We start from the raw sequence: 18,641 nt of genomic DNA, 5'->3' as shown, positions 1-18,641 counted from the left end.
GATGAGAAAGATTAAAGTAATGACGGTATTTGGAACTCGTCCAGAGGGAATCAAAATGGGCCCAGTAGTCAAGGCCTTGGAGCAAGATGATCGCTTTTCATCAGTAGTTGTTTCGACCGGTCAGCATGCTGAAATGCTTCAACAGGTTTTAGCTGTTTTTAAAATAACCCCTGATTATGATTTGAAAATAATGCGTCCTGGACAAACACTAACGGAAATTACAATTGAAACGATGACAAAGCTTGAACCGATTATTCAAAAAGAGCAACCAGATATTGTGTTAGTTCATGGCGATACTAGTTCAGCCTACGCATCAGCTTTGGTTGCCTTTTATAATCGGGTTGCTATTGGTCATGTTGAAGCTGGTTTACGAACATGGGATAAATATTCGCCTTATCCAGAAGAGATGAACCGGCAAATGATTGATGATCTTGCTGATTTATATTTTGCTCCCACCCAAACAAGTGCTAACAATCTCAAAATGGGAAATCATCAGCATGGAATTATAGTGACGGGAAATACTGCCATCGATGCTTTGCGGTATACGATTGACCATTCGTATCATCACCAAGTATTAGACGAAATTGATCCCGGCAAGAAGATTATTTTACTTACCATGCATCGGCGAGAAAATTGGGGTAAACCGATGGAAGAAACCTTTAAGGCGATTAAAGAGATTGTGGATCAACGGGATGATATTGATGTTATTTATCCGGTTCATCTGAACCCTAAAGTTCAAGCAGTTGCTAATAAAATTTTCGGAAACGATAATCATTTTCATTTGATTTCGCCATTAGATGTTGTTGATTTTCATAATATTATGAGTAAGTCTTTACTTGTGATGAGTGATTCGGGTGGGGTTCAAGAGGAAGCACCAGCACTTCATAAACCAGTTCTAGTTTTGCGTGATACTACAGAGCGACCGGAAGGGGTAACTGCTGGAACCCTTAAATTAATCGGTACGCAATTTAATAATGTAACGAACGAGTTATCGTCACTATTAAATAGTCCTGAAGAATATAATAAGATGAGTGAGGCACAGAATCCTTATGGAGATGGGCATGCAAGCGAACGAATTTTAGATGCTATTGCTAAATGGATAGTAACTCAAAAAGAATTATAAAAAGTCCCTTTACAGAACTTCGGAGAATATGTTAAACTGTAACAGTTGATTAAATATGACTCTGCCTAAGACTCAGGTGGCGAAAGCCTTAATCGAATGCCTGCCGAGGAAGAAATGAAAGTTCCTTCTCTATGTCTGCGGTCATAGGGATTTTTTTATAAATCCGATCAAAAAAACATTGCAGGAGGTGAAAATTCATGAGTGAAGCAGCTATTGCTAAGAAAGCTGAAATCGTTAAGCAAACTACTGATATGCTTAATGCAGCCCAAAGTGCTATCGTTGTAGATTACCGTGGTTTAACTGTTGCGGAAGTTACTGACTTACGTAAGCAACTTCGTGATGCTGGTATCCAAATGTCAGTTATCAAGAACAAGATTCTTGATCGTGCTGTTGAAGGTACTGACTACGAAGATCTTCGTTCTACTTTTGTTGGACCAACTGCTGTTGCCTTCTCTGACGAAGACCCAATTGCTCCAGCTAAGATCTTGAAGAAGTTCGCTGATGACCACGACGCTCTTGAAATCAAGGGTGGTTTCATCGAAAAGAGTGTTAAGACTCTTGACGAAATCAACGAATACGCAAATATGCCAGGTCGCGAAGAACTGTTGTCAATGCTTGCATCTGCATTGCAAGATCCAATGCGGAAGATTGCTCGCGCAGTCAAGGCTATTGCCGACAAGGAAGACGAAGCCGCATAATTGCCGTATATCAATACAATATAAAATTAAAATTAATTACCTAAATATTGGAGGAAATAAACATGGCTTTTGATAAGGATGCTATCATTGCTTCATTAAAGGAAGCATCAATCTCTGACCTTAACGACTTAGTTAAGGCTATCGAAGAAGAATTCGACGTTTCTGCTGCTGCTCCAGTTGCAGTTGCAGGTGCTGCTGGTGGCGACGCTGCTGCTAAGGACAGCTTCACTGTAGAATTAACTGAACCAGGTTCAGCTAAGGTTAAGGTTATTAAGGCTGTTAAGGACATTACTGGTCTTGGTCTTAAGGACGCTAAGGACCTTGTTGATGGTGCTCCATCAGCTATCAAGGAAGACGTTAAGGAAGACGAAGCTAACGACATCAAGGAAAAGCTTGAAGCCGCTGGTGCTACTGTTACCCTTAAGTAGTCTTAAATTATTAAATAAAAAAGAGTTACGAAAACAGTTTTTCGTGACTCTTTTTTATTTTGGGGATACCATATGAGATATTCCTTTATAAGATGAAAATAGCTCCCGCTATTATAAATAAGGAGCTATTTTATGCTGTGTGCAAAATTTTAGAAGAACAGGAAAGTTAAAAGTAAATGAGTCTACTTTGCAGGGTGAGTAGTACTATCGTTATTTGTGCGGTAACCAAAGTAGAATTGAATAGCAGCGATAGCGATGTTAACCCAGTTCATAGCAATAAACCAACCGTTAATTGCGCTTGCATCATGAGATACACCATAATAAACCCAAAAACCGATAACAATTGCACAAACATTGATCCAAGCGAAAGTCTTTTGTAGAATTTGATTATTAAGTTGGAACCACATCCAAATGACATTAATGACAAACCAAATAGCTAAGATCCAAAAAATAACATTAAATAACATAAGATATCCCTCCTTAGAACCTCGATAAACATTAATAAACGCGTATTGAATTGATGAAGAGCAACATTCGAAAAAAGTATTATGCGGTGTAATTAGCAGTTGAAGTTGTTTACAATAATTGGCAATGCTTTACTAATTTTGGGAAAGTTGTTGCTTAGCATCTTCATACCCGTCAACATAGTCACGAAGAGCATGCATCTTACCTTTAATAAACTTATTGGTAACATTAATAATTCGTTGTGGATACTTCCTAAAAGGTTCTAGGGCCTTATAATCCTTAACTGCTTGATCATAACCTTTTTGGTAGGCATTCGTTGCATTATTTTGGCTATTTGACGTAGGACAATTTTTCTTTTTAAACATATTTATCACCTCTTTTGTTGTCCTACCATGATAGTAACAAGTATACAAGCTCAATTCCAATGATATGGTATAAAAATCAAAATATTATACATTAATAAAAATGCTGGTTAGAAACTTTTAACCAGCATTTTTATTAATCTTTATTTTTTTTTAGGAGTTCAGTAATTTCTTTGAGGTACATAACTTCTTCGCTAGGAGTCTCTTTTTTGTTATCTTCTTTTTTGCGGAATGTGTTGATTGCTTTTACCATTAAGAAAACAACAAAGGAAATAATCAGGAAGTTAATGACTGCATTTAGAAAACTTCCGTATTTAAATTGGGCGTCACCGACTGTCAAGACAAGGTTAGATAAGTCAATTCGCCCAATAAATAGGCCAATGAGGGGATTAATAAGGTTATTAACTAATGATTTTACAATTGATGTAAAAGCAGCACCAACAATTATCCCAACTGCCATGTCAATAACGTTACCACGGGCAATGAATGTTTTGAATTCTTTTAACATAAAATAGGCCTCCTTCTAGCTTTAGAGGGGAACAACTTCAATTATGATTATAGCAAACAGAATTATATGCTTACTGCTTTTATGAGATGATATAGGGAGATTTAATTTATTTTTAAATAATAATTGCATATTATATTAAAATATTATATTATATGACATATAATATTGCGGCTAAAAAGGAGGGATAGAATGAAAATTCAAATTACAGCAGACTTACTCGATGGGATGGTCTTAGCAATTCTTGAACACAAAGATTATTATGGATACGCCTTAACTCAACGAATGCAATCAGCGATTACCATCTCTGAATCAACAATGTATCCCGTTTTACGCCGGTTAAAAAAAGAGGGATATTTAACAACTTATGATCAGCCTTATCAGGGACGCAATCGCCGTTATTATCAAATTACGGAAGCCGGCAAGGAACACTTACAACGTATTCGTAAATTATGGACTGATTATAAGAATAGTTTAGATGGTATTTTTTATGGGTTAGGTGAGGGAGAAGATAAAGATGAATGAACGTCAGAAATACATTAATGATTTATCAATATATTTAAGACAATTAACTGATGAAGAACGAAATGATGCCTTAGAATTTTATGATGAATATATTGCAGACGCTGGACTGGAGACTCGAACAGCGATTGAAGAGAAATTAGGAACGCCACGACAGTTAAGCCATAAGATATTAGCCGATTATTCAATTAAAGCTAATAATGAGTCGATCAAAGAAGGACACCCTGCTTCACCTCATTCTAGTTGGCGTGTATTTTGGTGGGTACTAGTAGCGATTATTACGTCACCAATAACGTTTGGACTAGGAATTGCCTTACTAGCACTACTATTGGCAGCCGGAGGAGTCGCCTTAAGTTTGATTGTTGGAATAGTTGCTTTGATCTTTGGAGTTGCTGCCATAGCGATTGTATCTATTTATATTGGAATTGGTTTACTTGCGACAAACCTGTTTAGTGGACTATTTTATCTTGGATTAGGATTGACACTGATTGGCTTATTCCTTGTTTGTTTGCCTTTAATCTACTGGTTAATTAGAGTTATTGTTCAAGGGATTGCCAACTTTGCTAAGTTCATTTATGCAAAAGTGCAGGCAAGGAGGAAAAAGTAAATGAAAAGAATATTTAAAATAGGAGTAATTGTTTTAATCTTAGGAGTAATCCTCCTCGGAATAGGCTTCTTTAATAATGGTAATAAGGCCGTTTATTTTGAGAACAATCGTCCAGCAATCTTTCATTCTCACACTAAAACAATAAGTACTAATAAAGCTTTTGAACGGATTGATATCTCAGCATCGACGGCTAATGTAGTAGTTCGTGAAGGCAAGAATTATCAAATTACTTATTCTGGCATTAGTAAGCATACTCCAGCAGTAACTGTTCATAATAACGTTGCCTCAATTCGTCAAACTGGCAGTTTTCCTCTTGTCTTTAACTTTAATGAATACCAGCCCCACCAAGATTTAATCATTGTAACTATCCCGCATGATCAAGCCTTAGCTGGGCGCATTCATTTAGAAAGTGGTGATCTAACAGCTTCTAAAGTTAAAATGGACAATATTGATGTTAACAGCGGCGCAGGAGACGTTGAATATCGTCAAGTTACATTACGCGGTGGAAGCACAAAACTCTCGTCAGGTAACTTTACAGGACATGATTTAACAGTTCAAGGTCACTATACTGTCAATAATCAGTCTGGTGATAATACAGTTACAAACACAACTGTTGATGGCTACTTCCTAAAGACTGATGCAGGTGATAATGAACTTAATGGTGAAGATAAGGGTGAAGAACCCTTACATCAAAATGATGATGCAGAAAATGTGCTTCGCTTGATAACGCAATCTGGTGATAATGAAGTGAATTAAGGTAACTAAGATTAATAAAAGCCCCTCGATATCTAGAAATTAGATGTCGAGGGGCTTTTTAATAGGAGAAAAGTCTTAATTTTTAATTATGCGCTGGATTATTTTTCTTCAACGCCAGTACCATCGTAGCAACGTTCAAGTAATTCCTTGAGTTGACTAACAAGTGGTTCAACTGGGTTAGTAGTAGTACATTGATCTTCGTAAGCTAAGCGAGCAAGATCGTCAACAGCCTTATCAAATTCTTCACGTGTAACACCATTGTCCTTAAGGCTAAGCTTAACGCCACATTCGTGAGCAAGTTCGATGACTTTCTTAGCATATGCTTCAGCTAATTCTTCATCAGTGTTACCTTTCAAACCAATGAATCGTGCAATGTCAGCGTAGTCCTTAGTTGCATGGTAAGTCTCATAGTGAGGCCAGAGAGCAAGCTTTTGTGGACGTTTTGCGTTAAAGCGAATTACTTGTGGCATTGCAATAGCGATAAGCAAACCGTGAGGAAGACCGAACGCTCCACCCATCTTGTGGGCAAGGGAGTGGTTAATTCCTAAGAAGGCTTGACCAAATGCCATACCGGCCATTGTTGAGAAGTCATGCATCTTACGACGGGCTAACTTATCACCTTGAACTGACTTAGGAAGGTTTTCCATAACACCCTTGATGGTTTGTAGTGACCAACCACGAGTGTAATCAGTTGCCATAACAGAAACATATGATTCAGTAGCGTGACATAAAACATCTAGTCCAGTCCATGCAGTAGTTTTTGCTGGAACAGTTTCAACGAATTGTGAGTCAACGATTGCAATGTTTGGTGTTAAGGCGTAGTCAGCAAGTGGGTACTTAACATGGGTTTCTGAATCAGTAATAACCGCAAATGGAGTAACTTCTGAACCAGTACCCGATGTAGTAGGGATACCAATAAGTTGAGACTTCGTAGGCTTCTTGATTTGATAAGCACGCTTCCGAATATCAAGGTACTTTTGCATAACCCCATACCATGAAGTTTCTGGGTGCTCATAGAACATCCACATAGCCTTAGCAGCATCCATTGGTGAACCACCACCAAGGGCAATAATTGTATCAGGCTTAAAGTCATTCATCATGGCAACACCCTTTTCAACAGTGTTTGTTGATGGATCTTCTTCGACATCATCAAATACTAAGAAAGCGGTGTTGTTTTGACGTTGACGCAATTGATCGATAACACGTTGAACGTAACCACGCTTGCTCATTCCAGGACCAGTAACGATGAATGCCCGATTAATGTTTGGGATATCTTGCAATTCTTTTAGTGAGTTGCGTTGAAAGTATACTTTTGGGGGAATCTTAACCCATTGACGGTTTTCACGTCGCTTTGCAATTGTTTTGATGTTTAAGAGATCCCAATCAGTAACGTTGTGGGAAATTGAGTTACCACCGTATGAACCAGTACCTAAAGTAAGTGATGGCGTCATGTTGTTGTAGATGTTACCAATACCACCAATACCAGATGGAGAGTTAACAATAATCCGTGAAGCACGCATTTCAAGACCGTACTTAGTTGCTAAGTCATCATCAAGGGTGTGAATAGCAGCAGTGTGACCTTCACCACCGTAGTGTAATAATTGAGCACAAATATCAAAGGCATTTTCATGTGAAGTAGCCTTGTACATTGTTAATACTGGTGAAAGCTTTTCAGCGGAAAGTGGGTACTTGTCACCAACCCCTTCATATTCAGCGATGATAACCTTAGTGTTTTCAGGAACTTTAATTCCACACATATCAGCGATGGCGTTAGCTGAACGACCAGCAATTGGTCCACGAACTTGGTGACGCTTAGGATCAATGAATCCTTCAGTGAACTTATCAATTTCATTTGGCTTCAAGAAGTAACAGTTCCACTTTTGGAATTCTTCTTTGACCTTGTCGTAGATTTCTTTATCAACAACAACTGAGTTTTCAGTAGCACAGATCATTCCGTTATCAAAAGTCTTAGAAAGAACGATATCGTAAACAGAACGTTCAATATTAGCAGTCTTTTCAATGTAAGCTGGACCGTTACCAGGACCAACACCAAGAGCAGGGTTACCTGAACTGTAGGCAGCCTTAACTAATGAAGGACCACCAGTTGCTAAAATAGTAGCAGTCTTAGGGTGTTGTAACAATGCACTTGTATTTTCACGGCTACTTTCAGGAAGCCATTGAATCATATTCTTTGGTGCACCAGCCTTTTCAGCAGCTTCTTGTAAAATCCTAGCTGTTTTAATGGAAGATTTCATGGCTTGACGGTGGAATGAAAAGATGATTGTATTCCGTGTCTTAGCACTAATGATTGATTTGAAGATAGTTGTTGAAGTAGGGTTAGTAACTGGAACGATACCTGCAATAATACCAAGAGGATCAGCAATTGTGATAGTTTGGTTTTCATCGCTGTCTTCGATAATTCCGACAGTCTTATCATGACGGATTTTGTTCCAAATGTATTCACTTGCGTAGATGTTCTTGATAGCTTTATCTTCGGCAACTCCACGACCAGTTTCTTCAGCTGCATCAATAGCTAAGTCCATGTGGTGTTCTTCAGCAGCTAGGGCCATGGCTTGACAAATTTTATCAACTTGTTCTTGTGAGTAGTAACGTAATTGTTCAAAAGCTGCTTCACTTTTGGCAATTATGTCATCAACTAATTTTTGCGCATTTTGCTTTTTTTCTTCTTCAGTTAATACGTTTTTTTCAACTTGTTTTTTGTTGTTAGCAGGCATAATTGAAATCTCCTTTTTTCAATTCTTTTCTTTGTTAACATTTGAACATGTATAATATTACTACATTTTTTTGCTTTGTAAACATATTTGTGAACATTTAAACAATGGTTAGTTTATGTGAATTCGCTTACAATATTGTCTTTATAATACTTGCATAGCAACAAAAAACATTGGTATTATTTTTGAGGCTAAGAAATATTAGATTCGCTGACTATCATTAATTGAAGTGTATTTCACAAATCTAATATAAAGCCTAATATATTAATTTGACTCAGCTAGTTATTAAGTTAACTAATTGTTGACAGATTATTATTGAGATTAATAAAAAAGCCACCATTCAGAAAAATGGTGACTTTTTATTAATCGCGGGCGTTAATATCTTTGCCAGCGTTTGGATCTTTAACGTCATAATCACTATCATTCATTGCTTCAACGGCACCCATGCGATATCCATTGCCGACTTGGCTAAAAAAATCATGGTTAGAAGTTGAAGTAGAAATTCCGTTCATAACAACTGGGTTAACATCAGAAGCGGTATCAGGGAATAACGGATCTTGACCAAGGTTCATCAATGCCTTGTTAGCGTTGTAACGGATGAAAGTTAAAACATCATCTGTCCAACCAACTTGATCATAAAGAAGATGGGTATATTTTTCTTCATTATCATATAGTTCGTAAAGGAAATTATACATCCAATCTTTCATATCTTGTTGTTGCTTTTCTGTTCGATCACGTAAGCCGACTTGGAACTTGTATCCAATATATGTCCCGTGAACTGATTCGTCCCGTAAAATTAGCTTAATGATTTCAGCCACATTGTTTAATTTGTTGTGACCAAGATAATAAAGGGGAGTGTAGAAACCAGAGTAGAATAAGAAAGTTTCAAGGAAAACGTTGGCTACTTTCTTTTTTAGCGGGTCTTGACTTGGATCAAGGTACATATTTGCAATTTTAACAGCCTTATTTTGTAAGTATTCTTCTGTATCAGACCATTCAAAAATTTCTTTAATTTGGTCGGGAGTATTAAGTGTAGAAAAAATAGTTGAGTAACTCTTAGCATGAACTGATTCCATAAATTGGATGTTATTAAGAACTGCTGTTTCATGAGGAGTTTTAACATCTTCTTTAAGGGCAGTTAATCCTGCTTCTGATTGAACAGTATCAAGAAGGGTTAAACCACCAAAAACATGTCCGACAGTCCATTGATGATCGTCATCTAATTCACGCCAATCATTCATGTCATTGGCAACAGGGATCCGTGTATCAAGCCAGAACTGTTCTGTTAGCTTTTCCCAGGTAGCTTTATCGATCATGTCGGAAACTTCATTCCAATTGATTGCTTTATATTGATTTACAGGTTTAAATTCTTCCAGTTTCATTGATTGAGCTCCTCCAAATACATTGCTTTTAAGTAAGTCGAGATACCAAAAGCCGTTTGTATACATAATGTCAAGTTTACCAGTGCCCACCGTTTAAATCAAATTCTCGTTAGGCTTAGATAACACAACTTTCACATTGGTTTGCACCAATTTCAGCGCTATCGTCAGTAAATGTTCGAATGTAGTAAATTGACTTAATACCGCGTTTATAGGCATAGTGTCGTAAAATATTTAAATCACGGGTCGTCATCTTATCTGTGCGTCCATCCTTCCATTCATAAAGGCCTGCAGGGATCGTTGACCGCATAAAGAGGGTCATTGAAAGAGATTGATCGATGTGCTGTTGTGCAGCTGCATATGTGTCAATAACTTTTCGCATATCCATATCGTAAGCTGAACGATAGTAAGGCATCGTGTCGTTTGAAAGATATGGGGCAGGGTAATAGATTTTACCGATCATCTTTTCTTGTCGTTCTTCAACACGATTAATGATTGGATGTAGACTAGCAGTTGAATCGTTGATGTAGGAAGTTGAACCGTTTGGTGCTACAGCAAGACGGTATTGATTATAAAGACCATCTTTCATCACCTTTTCTTTCAACTTCTTCCAATCTTCAATTCCAGGAATAAAAATACCTTCAAAAAGTTCTTTAACAACATCTGATTGCGGACCCCAATCCTTAGTGACATATTTGTCAAAGTAAGAACCGTCCGCATATTTACTGTTCTCAAAATCGTGGAAAGTTTCGTGTCGCTCTTTGGCAATTTCGTTTGATGCTACTAATGACCAATAGTTTAAGAGCATAAAGTAAACACCTGTAAATTCAATCGCAACCGGACTTCCGTATTGAATATGGTGCTTAGCAAGGTAGCTATGCAATCCCATTGCCCCCAAACCAACTGAATGGGCAAGCCGATTTCCGTTTTGAATAGTTGGGACAACATCTAGGTCTTCTACGTCACTGATTCTGGTTAGTCCCCGCATCATGGCCTTAATTGATTTACCAAAGTTAGGACTTTCCATCATATTAGCAATATTGGTTGAACCAAGATTACAGCTGATATCAATTCCCATTTCTGAATATGATTGATCATCATTTACTCGCGCTGGTGCTTGGACTTGAGCAATTTCTGAACATAAATTACTCATCACAATTTTTCCATTAATCGGGTTATCCCGGTTTTCTGTGTCAATATTAATAATGTAAGGATAACCTGATTCTTGCTGAAGTTTACTAATTTCATCCTCCAAGTCCCGAGCATTAACTTTCTTCTTGCGAATATCATCGTTTGCTACCAAATTGTCGTATTCTTTTGTGATATCGACATAGGAGAATGGTATTCCATATACTCGTTCAACATCATAGGGACTAAACAAGTACATATCAGCGTTCTGTTCTACTAATTCATAGAACTTATCGGGAACCGTAATTCCAAGTGAAAGGGTCTTTAAACGAATCTTTTCATCAGCATTTTCCTTTTTTGCTCCTAAGAATTCAATGATATCAGGATGGAAAACGCTCAGGTAAACGACTCCCGCTCCTTGACGTTGACCAAGCTGGTTAGAATAGGAAAAACTATCTTCTAAGAGCTTCATTACAGGAACAACTCCACTGGCAGCGCCTTGTATTTTTTTGATAGGTGCACCAGCTTCACGAAGGTTGCTTAAATTGATTCCAACCCCACCTCCAATTTTAGAAAGCTGGAGAGCAGAATTGATTGTTCGACCAATGGTATTCATGTCGTCTGTTGTTTGAATCGCAAAGCAAGAAACAAATTCTCCCCGACGTTTGCGCCCAACGTTAAGGAAGGTTGGGGTTGCGGGTTGATAACGTTGATGGATGATTTCATCAGCAAGTTGCATTGCTAACTCTTCATCACCGTTGGCAAGGTAAAGAGCATTCATTGCGACCCGGTCAATATAATTTTCAAGGTAGTACTCTTTATCATTTGTTCGTAAGGCATATTGAGCATAAAACTTATAAGCAGCCATAAAAGAATGGAAGTGGAAGTTTTGTGCCTTTAAATAATCGTAAAGCTTTTCAATGAATGCTTCACTGTATTTATTCATAAAACTTTCTTCAATATAATCATTTTCTTCTAACCATTGAAAACGTTCCTTTAATGAAGAAAATCTTTTAGTATTTGGCTCAACATTATTTTTAATAAAGTCCTCTAAGGCTAATTTGTCTTTATCTAGTTGAATTTGTCCGTTTTTGGGGATATTTACTTCGTTGTTATAATCGTAATATTTAACTTTGGTCATATCGATATCAGATAACGCCATATTAATAACTCACTTTCTGAATTAATTTGATTATGTCAATAAAGAAGCCAGTGCACCAATAGCGAATTGATGCCTGGCAAAATCTTAGTTTATTTAAACTTAGGCAAGTTGGTTTAATTGGTCAGGACGAAAGCCAGAAAAAGCTTGACCGTTAGGAAGCTTTACAACTGGAGTCGCCATAAAACCTTCAGACTTAAGCTGAGATATGTATTCTGGTTGTTCATCGATGTTGTGTTCAATAAATGAAATTTTATGCTGCTCAAGGAACCGTTTTGTCATTTTGCATTGGATACAATTATTTTTTGAAAATACAGTTACCATCTTCACGAGGCCTCCTAAACGATTAGTCGATGTTTTCTAGTATAACGATGAATTAGAAAAAATCAATTAAAAAAGCACTATATTTCGTGCTTGTGAAATAGTGAAACACAATATATAGTGCTCAAGCTAGTCATTAACACCTGTGAAACTTTTTTTGATAGAACCCTTAAGCAGGTGATTAATAAAATTAATTTAAAAAACTAATTTATTATTATACACTGAACAACAGGGTAATTTTAAGTGCTTGGAGAAAAAGAATGGAAAAAATCAATTCATCATTATCTGAACAACAAAAATTTATGAAGATGGCGATTGCAGAAGCAAAACAAGCCAGAATTTTAGATGAAGTACCAATTGGTGCGATTGTTGTCCACGATGGACAGGTAATTGGACGTGGTCATAATATGCGTGAAAAGTTTCAAGATGTTACCTATCACGCAGAAATGCTTGCGATTATGGAAGCATGTACTAATTTAGGAAGTTGGCGGTTAGAAGATTGTGACTTATATGTTACGTTAGAACCGTGCATCATGTGTAGCGGTGCCATTATCAACGCACGAATAAAAAATGTTTATTATGGGGCTGCCGATCCGAAAGCCGGGGCAGTTGATAGCTTATACCATTTGCTAAATGATTCACGGTTAAATCATCAAGTTAATGTCCATTCTGGTATTTTAGGGGATGAGTGTAGTCAAATGTTAAAAAACTTTTTCCGTGAAATTCGTCGCCGCCGGAAAGAGGCCCGACGAAAAAATAAGACTAACCCCTAGTAATTTAAAGAAAAATAGTGTATTATACTATTTGCCGTAAGGCCTTAGAGCAAGGGTATGCTTACGAACCGTGTCAGGTCTGGAAGGAAGCAGCACTAAGTATGATATACCTTGTGCTCTAAGTTTTATTGATAATTAAGCTGACCCGTAATGGTTTATTGCGGGTCTTTTTTATTTTTAAATTTTAATTAAAATATATTTTAACTACTTTATATGATTAATTCCTTGTATAATATTTTATAGTATTTTAAATTCAGAAAGGGAGTCTAGCGATGAGTTATCAGGCATTATATCGTGTCTGGCGACCACAGCGATTCGATGATCTTGTCGGTCAACAGATTGTTACAAGAACCCTAAAAAACGCCATTATCACTCACCAGATAAGCCATGCATACTTGTTCGCTGGTCCACGTGGTACTGGTAAAACCTCAGCGGCAAAGATTTTTGCTAAAGCGGTTAATTGTCATCACTCCAAGGATGGCGAACCATGTAATGAGTGTGAGATTTGTAAAGCAATTACAAACGGGCAATTAAATGATGTAATTGAAATCGATGCAGCTTCTAATAATGGGGTTGAAGAGATTCGTGATATTCGGGATAAGGCAAAATATGCCCCTACCCAAGCGGACTACAAAGTTTATATAATTGATGAAGTTCACATGCTCTCAACAGGGGCTTTTAACGCATTACTAAAGACGCTTGAAGAACCACCAGCCAATGTGATTTTTATTCTTGCAACTACAGAACCTCATAAAATTCCTTTAACAATTATTTCGCGGGTTCAACGATTTGATTTTCGACGAATTTCAGCAGAAGATGCATTTAATCGAATGAAATATATTCTTGATCAAAAGGAAATTACTTATGATGAGAAAGCATTATGGGTAATTGCAAATGCCGCTGAAGGAGGAATGCGGGATGCGTTGAGTATCCTTGACCAGGTTCTTTCTTTCAGTGATAATGAGGTAAAGTTGGATGATGCTTTATTAGTTACCGGAAGTGTTACTAAACAGTTATTAAAGAAGTACTTTTTGGAAATTAGTAAGCATGAAGGGGCGGCTGCTCTTGATACCATGAAAGATATTTTGGATGAAGGAAAAGATGGTCAGCGGTTCATTGAGGACTTGATCTCCTTTATTCGTGATATTCTGTTGTACCAAGAATTACCAAGCTTGATTAGTGTTGAGAGTACAGGACTAAAGCAGGAAGACTTTGAAGAAATAGTCCAACTTGCTTCTTCGGCGACCTTATACCAAATGATCGATGAACTAAATAACATTCAAGAAGAGATGCGTTTTACGACTCATCCAGATGTGTATTTGGAAGTTCTTACAATAAAGCTTGCACAAATCGACCCCCAAAAGAATATTCAATCGGCACCAACGGTTTCTTCGGATACAAATACTGAAGCTACTAAGATGATTGAAAAATTACAACAAGAGATTCAGCAATTACAACAAACAGTAAAACAGTTGCAGAATACGCCGGTAAAGGCTAGTCGACCATCACCTCAGCAACAAAATGAGCAACCACGAGTGCAGCAAAAGAAAGTGCAGGTTAATCTCAATAAGATTTACCCAGTATTAGAAAATGCGACTCGTCAAGATTTAATAAATGTTCGTGAGTTATGGGGAGATATGTTGAACTTATTATCGGTGCCGCAACGGTCCTTACTTCACGTTTCACAACCAGTTGCTGCTAGTGCCGTGGGAATAATTGTTGCTTTTGATTATCCGTTCTTATTCCAGCAAGCCGCTGATGATACAACGTTGTTAGGGAATATGGAAAGTGCTTTGCAACGTTTAACTGGGAATGAACGGCAAGTTGTTTTTGTACCTAAGGATAAGTGGCCAAAAATTCGGCAAGACTTTATCAAGGATCATGGTTTTGGTAAGAATCAGCAAAAGACTCAACCCATTATTAAACAAAAGACGCAAGCTACTGAAGGAAGCGGACAACCCCCTGCAGGCACACCGGCACCAATGGTAGAACCACCGCTTCCACCAGAAGATGAGGTACTAACTGAAGAAAAATCACCTCAAGAAGATAACCAAGTAGCAACAGCACAGAAGCTATTTGGTAGTGATATTGTTAAAGTAGAAGATAATTAAGAAAAAGGATGGATGATATTATGATGCGTGGAATGAATATGCAACAAATGATGAAGCAAGCTAAGGCAATGCAAAAGAAAATGATGGCTGAACATGAAGAACTTGCTAAACAGGAATTTATTGGAAAAGCACCGGATGATATGGTGACTGCTACGTTTAGCGGGGATAACCAATTATTGGACTTAAAGATTAAACCAGAAGCAGTTGATCCAGATGATATTGATATGCTTCAAGATTTGGTAATTGCTGCTGTGAAAGACGGAATGAAACAAGTCAATGATGCTACTCAACAAAAGCTTGGTAAATATACGCAAGGTATGGGGTTGTAAAAAGTGATCCAATATCCAGAACCATTAGCGAAATTAATTGAAAGTTATACTAAGTTGCCAGGAATCGGGCAAAAGACTGCAACTCGTCTGGCGTTCTATACTTTGAGTATGCAAGAAGATGATGTAACGAACTTTGCAAAATCTCTTCTGTCTGCTAAAAGAGACCTTCATAACTGTAGTATTTGTGGCAATATTACTGAAGACGATCCTTGTCCAATTTGTCGTGATAAGACTCGTGATCATTCGCAAATTCTAGTTGTTGAGCAGTCACAAGACGTTATGGCAATGGAACGAATGCATGAATATCACGGTTTATACCATGTCCTTCATGGAGTTATTTCTCCAGTTGCAGGAACAGGCCCTGAAGATATTAATATTACAAGTTTACTTAAACGGCTAAAGAAAGATGATGAAGTAAAGGAAATTATTATTGCAACTAATGCTTCATCAGATGGTGAGTTAACGGCCGGGTACCTCGCCAAGCTAATTAAGCCTGCAGGAATTAAGGTCACTCGGTTGGCACATGGGTTATCAGTTGGCGCAGATATTGACTATGCTGATGAGATGACATTATTCAAAGCAGTTCAAGGGCGAACGGAGATGTAAGGAAATGTTTTTTAAGCGGCCTACTAAAGAAGTGGAACGTAAACGAAATCAGCGCCTGTTAGAAGCGGTATATTCTACGAAGGCCAGTTGGGATCATGCACGTGAAACTGAACGAGCAGTATATGAAGCAAACGTTAATAGTGAACTTCATTACCGTTCTCGGATTCAAGAGCAGAAATTTTTATACCTATACAAAATTGCTCGTAAATTTAAAGTTCACGGGACATTAAATGATGGGGTAATTGATCGCTAGGAGAGAGAAATGGACGGTAAATTTATATCATTTGAAGGACCAGATGGAGCTGGCAAGACAAGCGTGATTCAACAGATTCAACAACAATTGGAAGATCAGCTTGGCACAGAAAAAGTTATGTATACTCGTGAACCGGGTGGTAATAAGATCTCTGAGCAAATTCGCCAGATACTCTTTGACGGTCAAAATACCGATATGGATGGGCGAACGGAAGCATTACTTTTTGCTGCTGCTCGTCGACAACATATTGTTTCAGAAATAATTCCTGGATTGAAAGAAGGGAAAGTTATTCTGTGCGATCGATTTGTAGATAGTTCCATTGCTTATCAGGGAGCTGGTCGTGGCCTTGGGGAAAAAGAGATTTGGCAAATTAATCAGTTTGCGATTGATGGGTTAATGCCGGCATTGACAATTTACCTTGATATTGAATCGGAAATTGGTTTAAGACGGATTGTTGAGCATCGATCTAATCAAGTTAATCGATTAGATCAGGAAAAGCTTGCGTTCCATCAAACTGTTCGTCAATCTTACTTGAAACTTTATAAGAACTATCCAGAACGGATAAAGTTAATTGATGCAAGCCAGCCGCTGGAAAAAGTGATTGAAGATGTAAAAGCAACAATTCATGACCGTTTTTCAGATTTGTTTTAATAAAAAAGGGTGATTAATAATGAAAATGATTATTGCAATTGTTCAATCAAAAGATAGCAATCGTTTACGAAAAGCATTTAATAAAGCTGATATTCACGTTACCCAATTATCAACAACTGGTGGCTTTCTTCGTGAAGGAAATGCGACATTTTTAATTGGAATTGAAGATGATCGTGTTCAAGAAGTATTATCAGTAATCAAAAAGAATGCCGAGTCACGTGAACAATACGTTACATCGCAAATGCATATGGATGTTGAAGGGGGTTCGGCATTTCCTGTCAACGTAAAGATTGGTGGGGCAACTGTTTTTGTCTTACCAGTAGAAGACTTCATTAAATTTTAAGTAGGTGAAGATGGTTGGCTGAACAGGGACAAATACGTGCAGAAAAATTACAACCAGCAATAATTACTCGTTTTCAAAAAATATTATCAAATAAAGAACTTGCTCATGCCTATCTGTTTGTTGGGCCGGGCGGTTCAGGAAAGATGTCAATTACTCAATGGTTATCGCTACGGTTATTTTGTCTTCATCCTCAAGACAATGAACCAGACTTAACTTGTGCTGAGTGTCAGCGAATTCTGTCTGGAAACCATCCTGACATTGTCTATGCTGCTCCAGAAGGTCGCCAAATAAAGGTTGATGAGATTCGCCACTTAAAAGCAGAATTTTCTAAGAGTGCGGTAGAAGGCAATAAGAAAATTTTTATTATTAAAGACGCTGATAAAATGACAAACGGTGCAGCAAATAGTCTTCTTAAGTTTATTGAAGAACCAGGGGCTGGCGTTTATATTTTTATGCTAACGACTAATAAAAGTGCTGTCTTACCAACGATTCGATCACGAACACAGGTGATTGAACTACCACCATTAAAACGAGATGCATTGTTAACAGTTTTAACTGAACATAATATTCCACAATCTCAACAACAGATTGCTGTTGGGATTACAGATTCCGTCGCAATGATTGAGCAATGGCAAGAAGATAATTGGTTTGAGAGTGCGATCAAAGGAGTCATCCAGTGGTATCAAGATACGACGCGGAATGGGATGTTAGGCTTTGTTGATGTTCAGACAATTCTGCAAAAAGTAGCTACCGATCGGGATAAACAACAAGTAGTTTTGGACCTGATTACCTTAATCTGGCGTGATACGCTAATGGTAAATTCGGGAATTACAGTTACCAACCGCCTTCACTTTAATAATATTTTAGGAGAAATGGGAGAAGTAGTTAGAAAATACTCTCCTCAACAATTGTTAGCGGCTAGTCAGTTAACGTTGGAAACTCGTCACATGTTAGAACAAAATATTAGCTTTCAAAATATTGTCGAACAATTGACGATTCGACTTGTGCAGGTTTTAAGCATTAGTTAGGGGCGAAAAGATGAGTGAAGAATATAGTTCAGATAATCTTTATGAACAATTTGCGCAGGTGATGAACCAGACTCAGAATTTAGTTAATAAAATGGAACAGCTGCAGGCAAAAATTATTGCTATTTCTGAGGAAAATGTGGAACTTTCAATTGAAAACAAGCATTTGCGTCAAATGATTAAAGAAAAGCAACCACATCATAGTGAAAATCAATTATCTGGATCACGGCAAAATTTAAAAGAACTTTATCAACAGGGATTTCATGTTTGTAGTGAGTACTATGGTAAACGTCTTGAGCCTAATGAATCTTGTACTTTTTGTTTAGATGCAATATTTGGACATGAACAAGGAATGACAAAATAGG

At 37.5% G+C, this 18,641-nt stretch carries 22 protein-coding genes, 1 other RNA gene and 1 other annotated feature; of the genes, 16 read left to right on the top strand and 7 right to left on the bottom strand.

Annotated elements, in window-relative coordinates:
- Window position 1 precedes the first annotated feature (1 nt).
- From wecB to rplL, 3 genes are all read left to right on the top strand, one after another.
- Window positions 2–1,123: a non-hydrolyzing UDP-N-acetylglucosamine 2-epimerase gene (gene wecB, locus LMB57_RS05115; RefSeq protein ID WP_229270992.1), complete on the top strand. Its 1,122-nt coding sequence runs from the start codon at window positions 2–4 to the stop codon at window positions 1,121–1,123.
- Between the two features lie 46 nt (window positions 1,124–1,169).
- Window positions 1,170–1,288, top strand: a sequence feature (ribosomal protein L10 leader region).
- Between the two features lie 32 nt (window positions 1,289–1,320).
- A complete protein-coding gene (gene rplJ, locus LMB57_RS05110; protein WP_003666309.1) occupies window positions 1,321–1,821 on the top strand; it encodes a 50S ribosomal protein L10 in 501 nt (166 codons plus the stop codon).
- Between the two features lie 62 nt (window positions 1,822–1,883).
- Complete coding sequence (gene rplL / locus LMB57_RS05105; RefSeq protein WP_003666310.1) at window positions 1,884–2,249, top strand: 50S ribosomal protein L7/L12; 366 nt, start codon at window positions 1,884–1,886, stop codon at window positions 2,247–2,249.
- Window positions 2,250–2,431: 182 nt separating this feature from the next.
- Here rplL and LMB57_RS05100 read toward each other — a convergent pair whose 3' ends face one another.
- The 3 genes from LMB57_RS05100 to mscL all read right to left on the bottom strand — a co-directional run bounded on the left by LMB57_RS05100 (window position 2,432) and on the right by mscL (window position 3,584).
- A complete protein-coding gene (locus tag LMB57_RS05100; protein WP_229270991.1) occupies window positions 2,432–2,716 on the bottom strand; it encodes a hypothetical protein in 285 nt (94 codons plus the stop codon).
- A gap of 132 nt (window positions 2,717–2,848) precedes the next feature.
- Window positions 2,849–3,079, bottom strand: a complete 231-nt coding sequence (locus tag LMB57_RS05095) for a hypothetical protein (RefSeq protein WP_229270990.1) — start codon at window positions 3,077–3,079, stop codon at window positions 2,849–2,851.
- A 133-nt stretch (window positions 3,080–3,212) separates the two neighbouring features.
- On the bottom strand, window positions 3,213–3,584 hold the full coding sequence (gene mscL / locus LMB57_RS05090; protein WP_229270989.1) for a large-conductance mechanosensitive channel protein MscL: 372 nt from the start codon (window positions 3,582–3,584) through the stop codon (window positions 3,213–3,215).
- 189 nt (window positions 3,585–3,773) lie between these two features.
- Between mscL and LMB57_RS05085 the strand changes: the two genes are divergently transcribed.
- Genes LMB57_RS05085 through LMB57_RS05075 form a run of 3 tightly spaced genes read left to right on the top strand, consistent with a single transcriptional unit; the run spans window position 3,774 to window position 5,466 of the window.
- On the top strand, window positions 3,774–4,106 hold the full coding sequence (locus tag LMB57_RS05085; RefSeq protein WP_229270988.1) for a PadR family transcriptional regulator: 333 nt from the start codon (window positions 3,774–3,776) through the stop codon (window positions 4,104–4,106).
- Entirely contained in the window at window positions 4,099–4,710 is a 612-nt protein-coding gene (locus LMB57_RS05080; protein WP_229270987.1) for a DUF1700 domain-containing protein, read from the top strand. Before LMB57_RS05085 ends, LMB57_RS05080 begins: the two co-directional genes overlap by 8 nt.
- On the top strand, window positions 4,711–5,466 hold the full coding sequence (locus LMB57_RS05075; protein WP_229270986.1) for a DUF4097 family beta strand repeat-containing protein: 756 nt from the start codon (window positions 4,711–4,713) through the stop codon (window positions 5,464–5,466).
- Window positions 5,467–5,564: 98 nt separating this feature from the next.
- On the opposite strand, the gene adhE is transcribed toward LMB57_RS05075, so the two are convergent.
- The 4 genes from adhE to nrdH form a co-directional block, all read right to left on the bottom strand.
- On the bottom strand, window positions 5,565–8,201 hold the full coding sequence (gene adhE, locus LMB57_RS05070; RefSeq protein ID WP_229278073.1) for a bifunctional acetaldehyde-CoA/alcohol dehydrogenase: 2,637 nt from the start codon (window positions 8,199–8,201) through the stop codon (window positions 5,565–5,567).
- A 359-nt stretch (window positions 8,202–8,560) separates the two neighbouring features.
- A complete protein-coding gene (gene nrdF, locus LMB57_RS05065; RefSeq protein ID WP_229271091.1) occupies window positions 8,561–9,580 on the bottom strand; it encodes a class 1b ribonucleoside-diphosphate reductase subunit beta in 1,020 nt (339 codons plus the stop codon).
- Window positions 9,581–9,695: 115 nt separating this feature from the next.
- Window positions 9,696–11,867 (bottom strand): class 1b ribonucleoside-diphosphate reductase subunit alpha, encoded by a 2,172-nt coding sequence (gene nrdE / locus LMB57_RS05060; RefSeq protein WP_229271092.1) that lies wholly within the window; start codon window positions 11,865–11,867, stop codon window positions 9,696–9,698.
- 99 nt (window positions 11,868–11,966) lie between these two features.
- The gene (nrdH, locus tag LMB57_RS05055) at window positions 11,967–12,188 is read right to left on the bottom strand and encodes a glutaredoxin-like protein NrdH (protein WP_003666324.1); all 222 of its coding nucleotides are present in this window, start codon (window positions 12,186–12,188) and stop codon (window positions 11,967–11,969) included.
- 257 nt (window positions 12,189–12,445) lie between these two features.
- On the opposite strand from nrdH, the gene tadA reads away from it, so the two are divergent.
- The 10 genes from tadA to LMB57_RS05005 all read left to right on the top strand — a co-directional run bounded on the left by tadA (window position 12,446) and on the right by LMB57_RS05005 (window position 18,640).
- Complete coding sequence (gene tadA, locus LMB57_RS05050) at window positions 12,446–12,958, top strand: tRNA adenosine(34) deaminase TadA (RefSeq protein ID WP_229271093.1); 513 nt, start codon at window positions 12,446–12,448, stop codon at window positions 12,956–12,958.
- 35 nt (window positions 12,959–12,993) lie between these two features.
- An RNA gene (ffs, locus tag LMB57_RS05045) (signal recognition particle sRNA small type) lies at window positions 12,994–13,091 on the top strand.
- Between the two features lie 139 nt (window positions 13,092–13,230).
- The gene (gene dnaX / locus LMB57_RS05040; RefSeq protein WP_229271094.1) at window positions 13,231–15,069 is read left to right on the top strand and encodes a DNA polymerase III subunit gamma/tau; all 1,839 of its coding nucleotides are present in this window, start codon (window positions 13,231–13,233) and stop codon (window positions 15,067–15,069) included.
- Between the two features lie 20 nt (window positions 15,070–15,089).
- Window positions 15,090–15,398, top strand: a complete 309-nt coding sequence (locus LMB57_RS05035) for a YbaB/EbfC family nucleoid-associated protein (RefSeq protein ID WP_229271095.1) — start codon at window positions 15,090–15,092, stop codon at window positions 15,396–15,398.
- 3 nt (window positions 15,399–15,401) lie between these two features.
- Window positions 15,402–16,004 (top strand): recombination mediator RecR, encoded by a 603-nt coding sequence (gene recR / locus LMB57_RS05030; RefSeq protein ID WP_003666331.1) that lies wholly within the window; start codon window positions 15,402–15,404, stop codon window positions 16,002–16,004.
- Window positions 16,005–16,008: 4 nt separating this feature from the next.
- Window positions 16,009–16,257 carry a YaaL family protein gene (locus tag LMB57_RS05025; protein ID WP_229271096.1) on the top strand — a complete coding sequence of 83 codons (249 nt, stop codon included), beginning with the start codon at window positions 16,009–16,011 and terminating at the stop codon, window positions 16,255–16,257.
- Between the two features lie 9 nt (window positions 16,258–16,266).
- Window positions 16,267–16,908: a dTMP kinase gene (tmk, locus tag LMB57_RS05020; RefSeq protein WP_229271097.1), complete on the top strand. Its 642-nt coding sequence runs from the start codon at window positions 16,267–16,269 to the stop codon at window positions 16,906–16,908.
- Between the two features lie 19 nt (window positions 16,909–16,927).
- Window positions 16,928–17,251, top strand: a complete 324-nt coding sequence (locus tag LMB57_RS05015) for a cyclic-di-AMP receptor (protein WP_003666336.1) — start codon at window positions 16,928–16,930, stop codon at window positions 17,249–17,251.
- Between the two features lie 14 nt (window positions 17,252–17,265).
- Complete coding sequence (gene holB / locus LMB57_RS05010) at window positions 17,266–18,279, top strand: DNA polymerase III subunit delta' (RefSeq protein WP_229271098.1); 1,014 nt, start codon at window positions 17,266–17,268, stop codon at window positions 18,277–18,279.
- 10 nt (window positions 18,280–18,289) lie between these two features.
- The gene (locus tag LMB57_RS05005; RefSeq protein ID WP_229271099.1) at window positions 18,290–18,640 is read left to right on the top strand and encodes a DNA replication initiation control protein YabA; all 351 of its coding nucleotides are present in this window, start codon (window positions 18,290–18,292) and stop codon (window positions 18,638–18,640) included.
- The last annotated feature ends 1 nt before the right edge of the window (window position 18,641 follow it).

Source organism: Limosilactobacillus secundus (genome assembly GCF_020784695.1).
Taxonomy (GTDB): Bacteria; Bacillota; Bacilli; order Lactobacillales; family Lactobacillaceae; genus Limosilactobacillus; species Limosilactobacillus reuteri_F.
The sequence above is the reverse complement of the archived record's forward strand: the minus strand, read 5'-3'. Positions and strand labels throughout refer to the sequence as shown.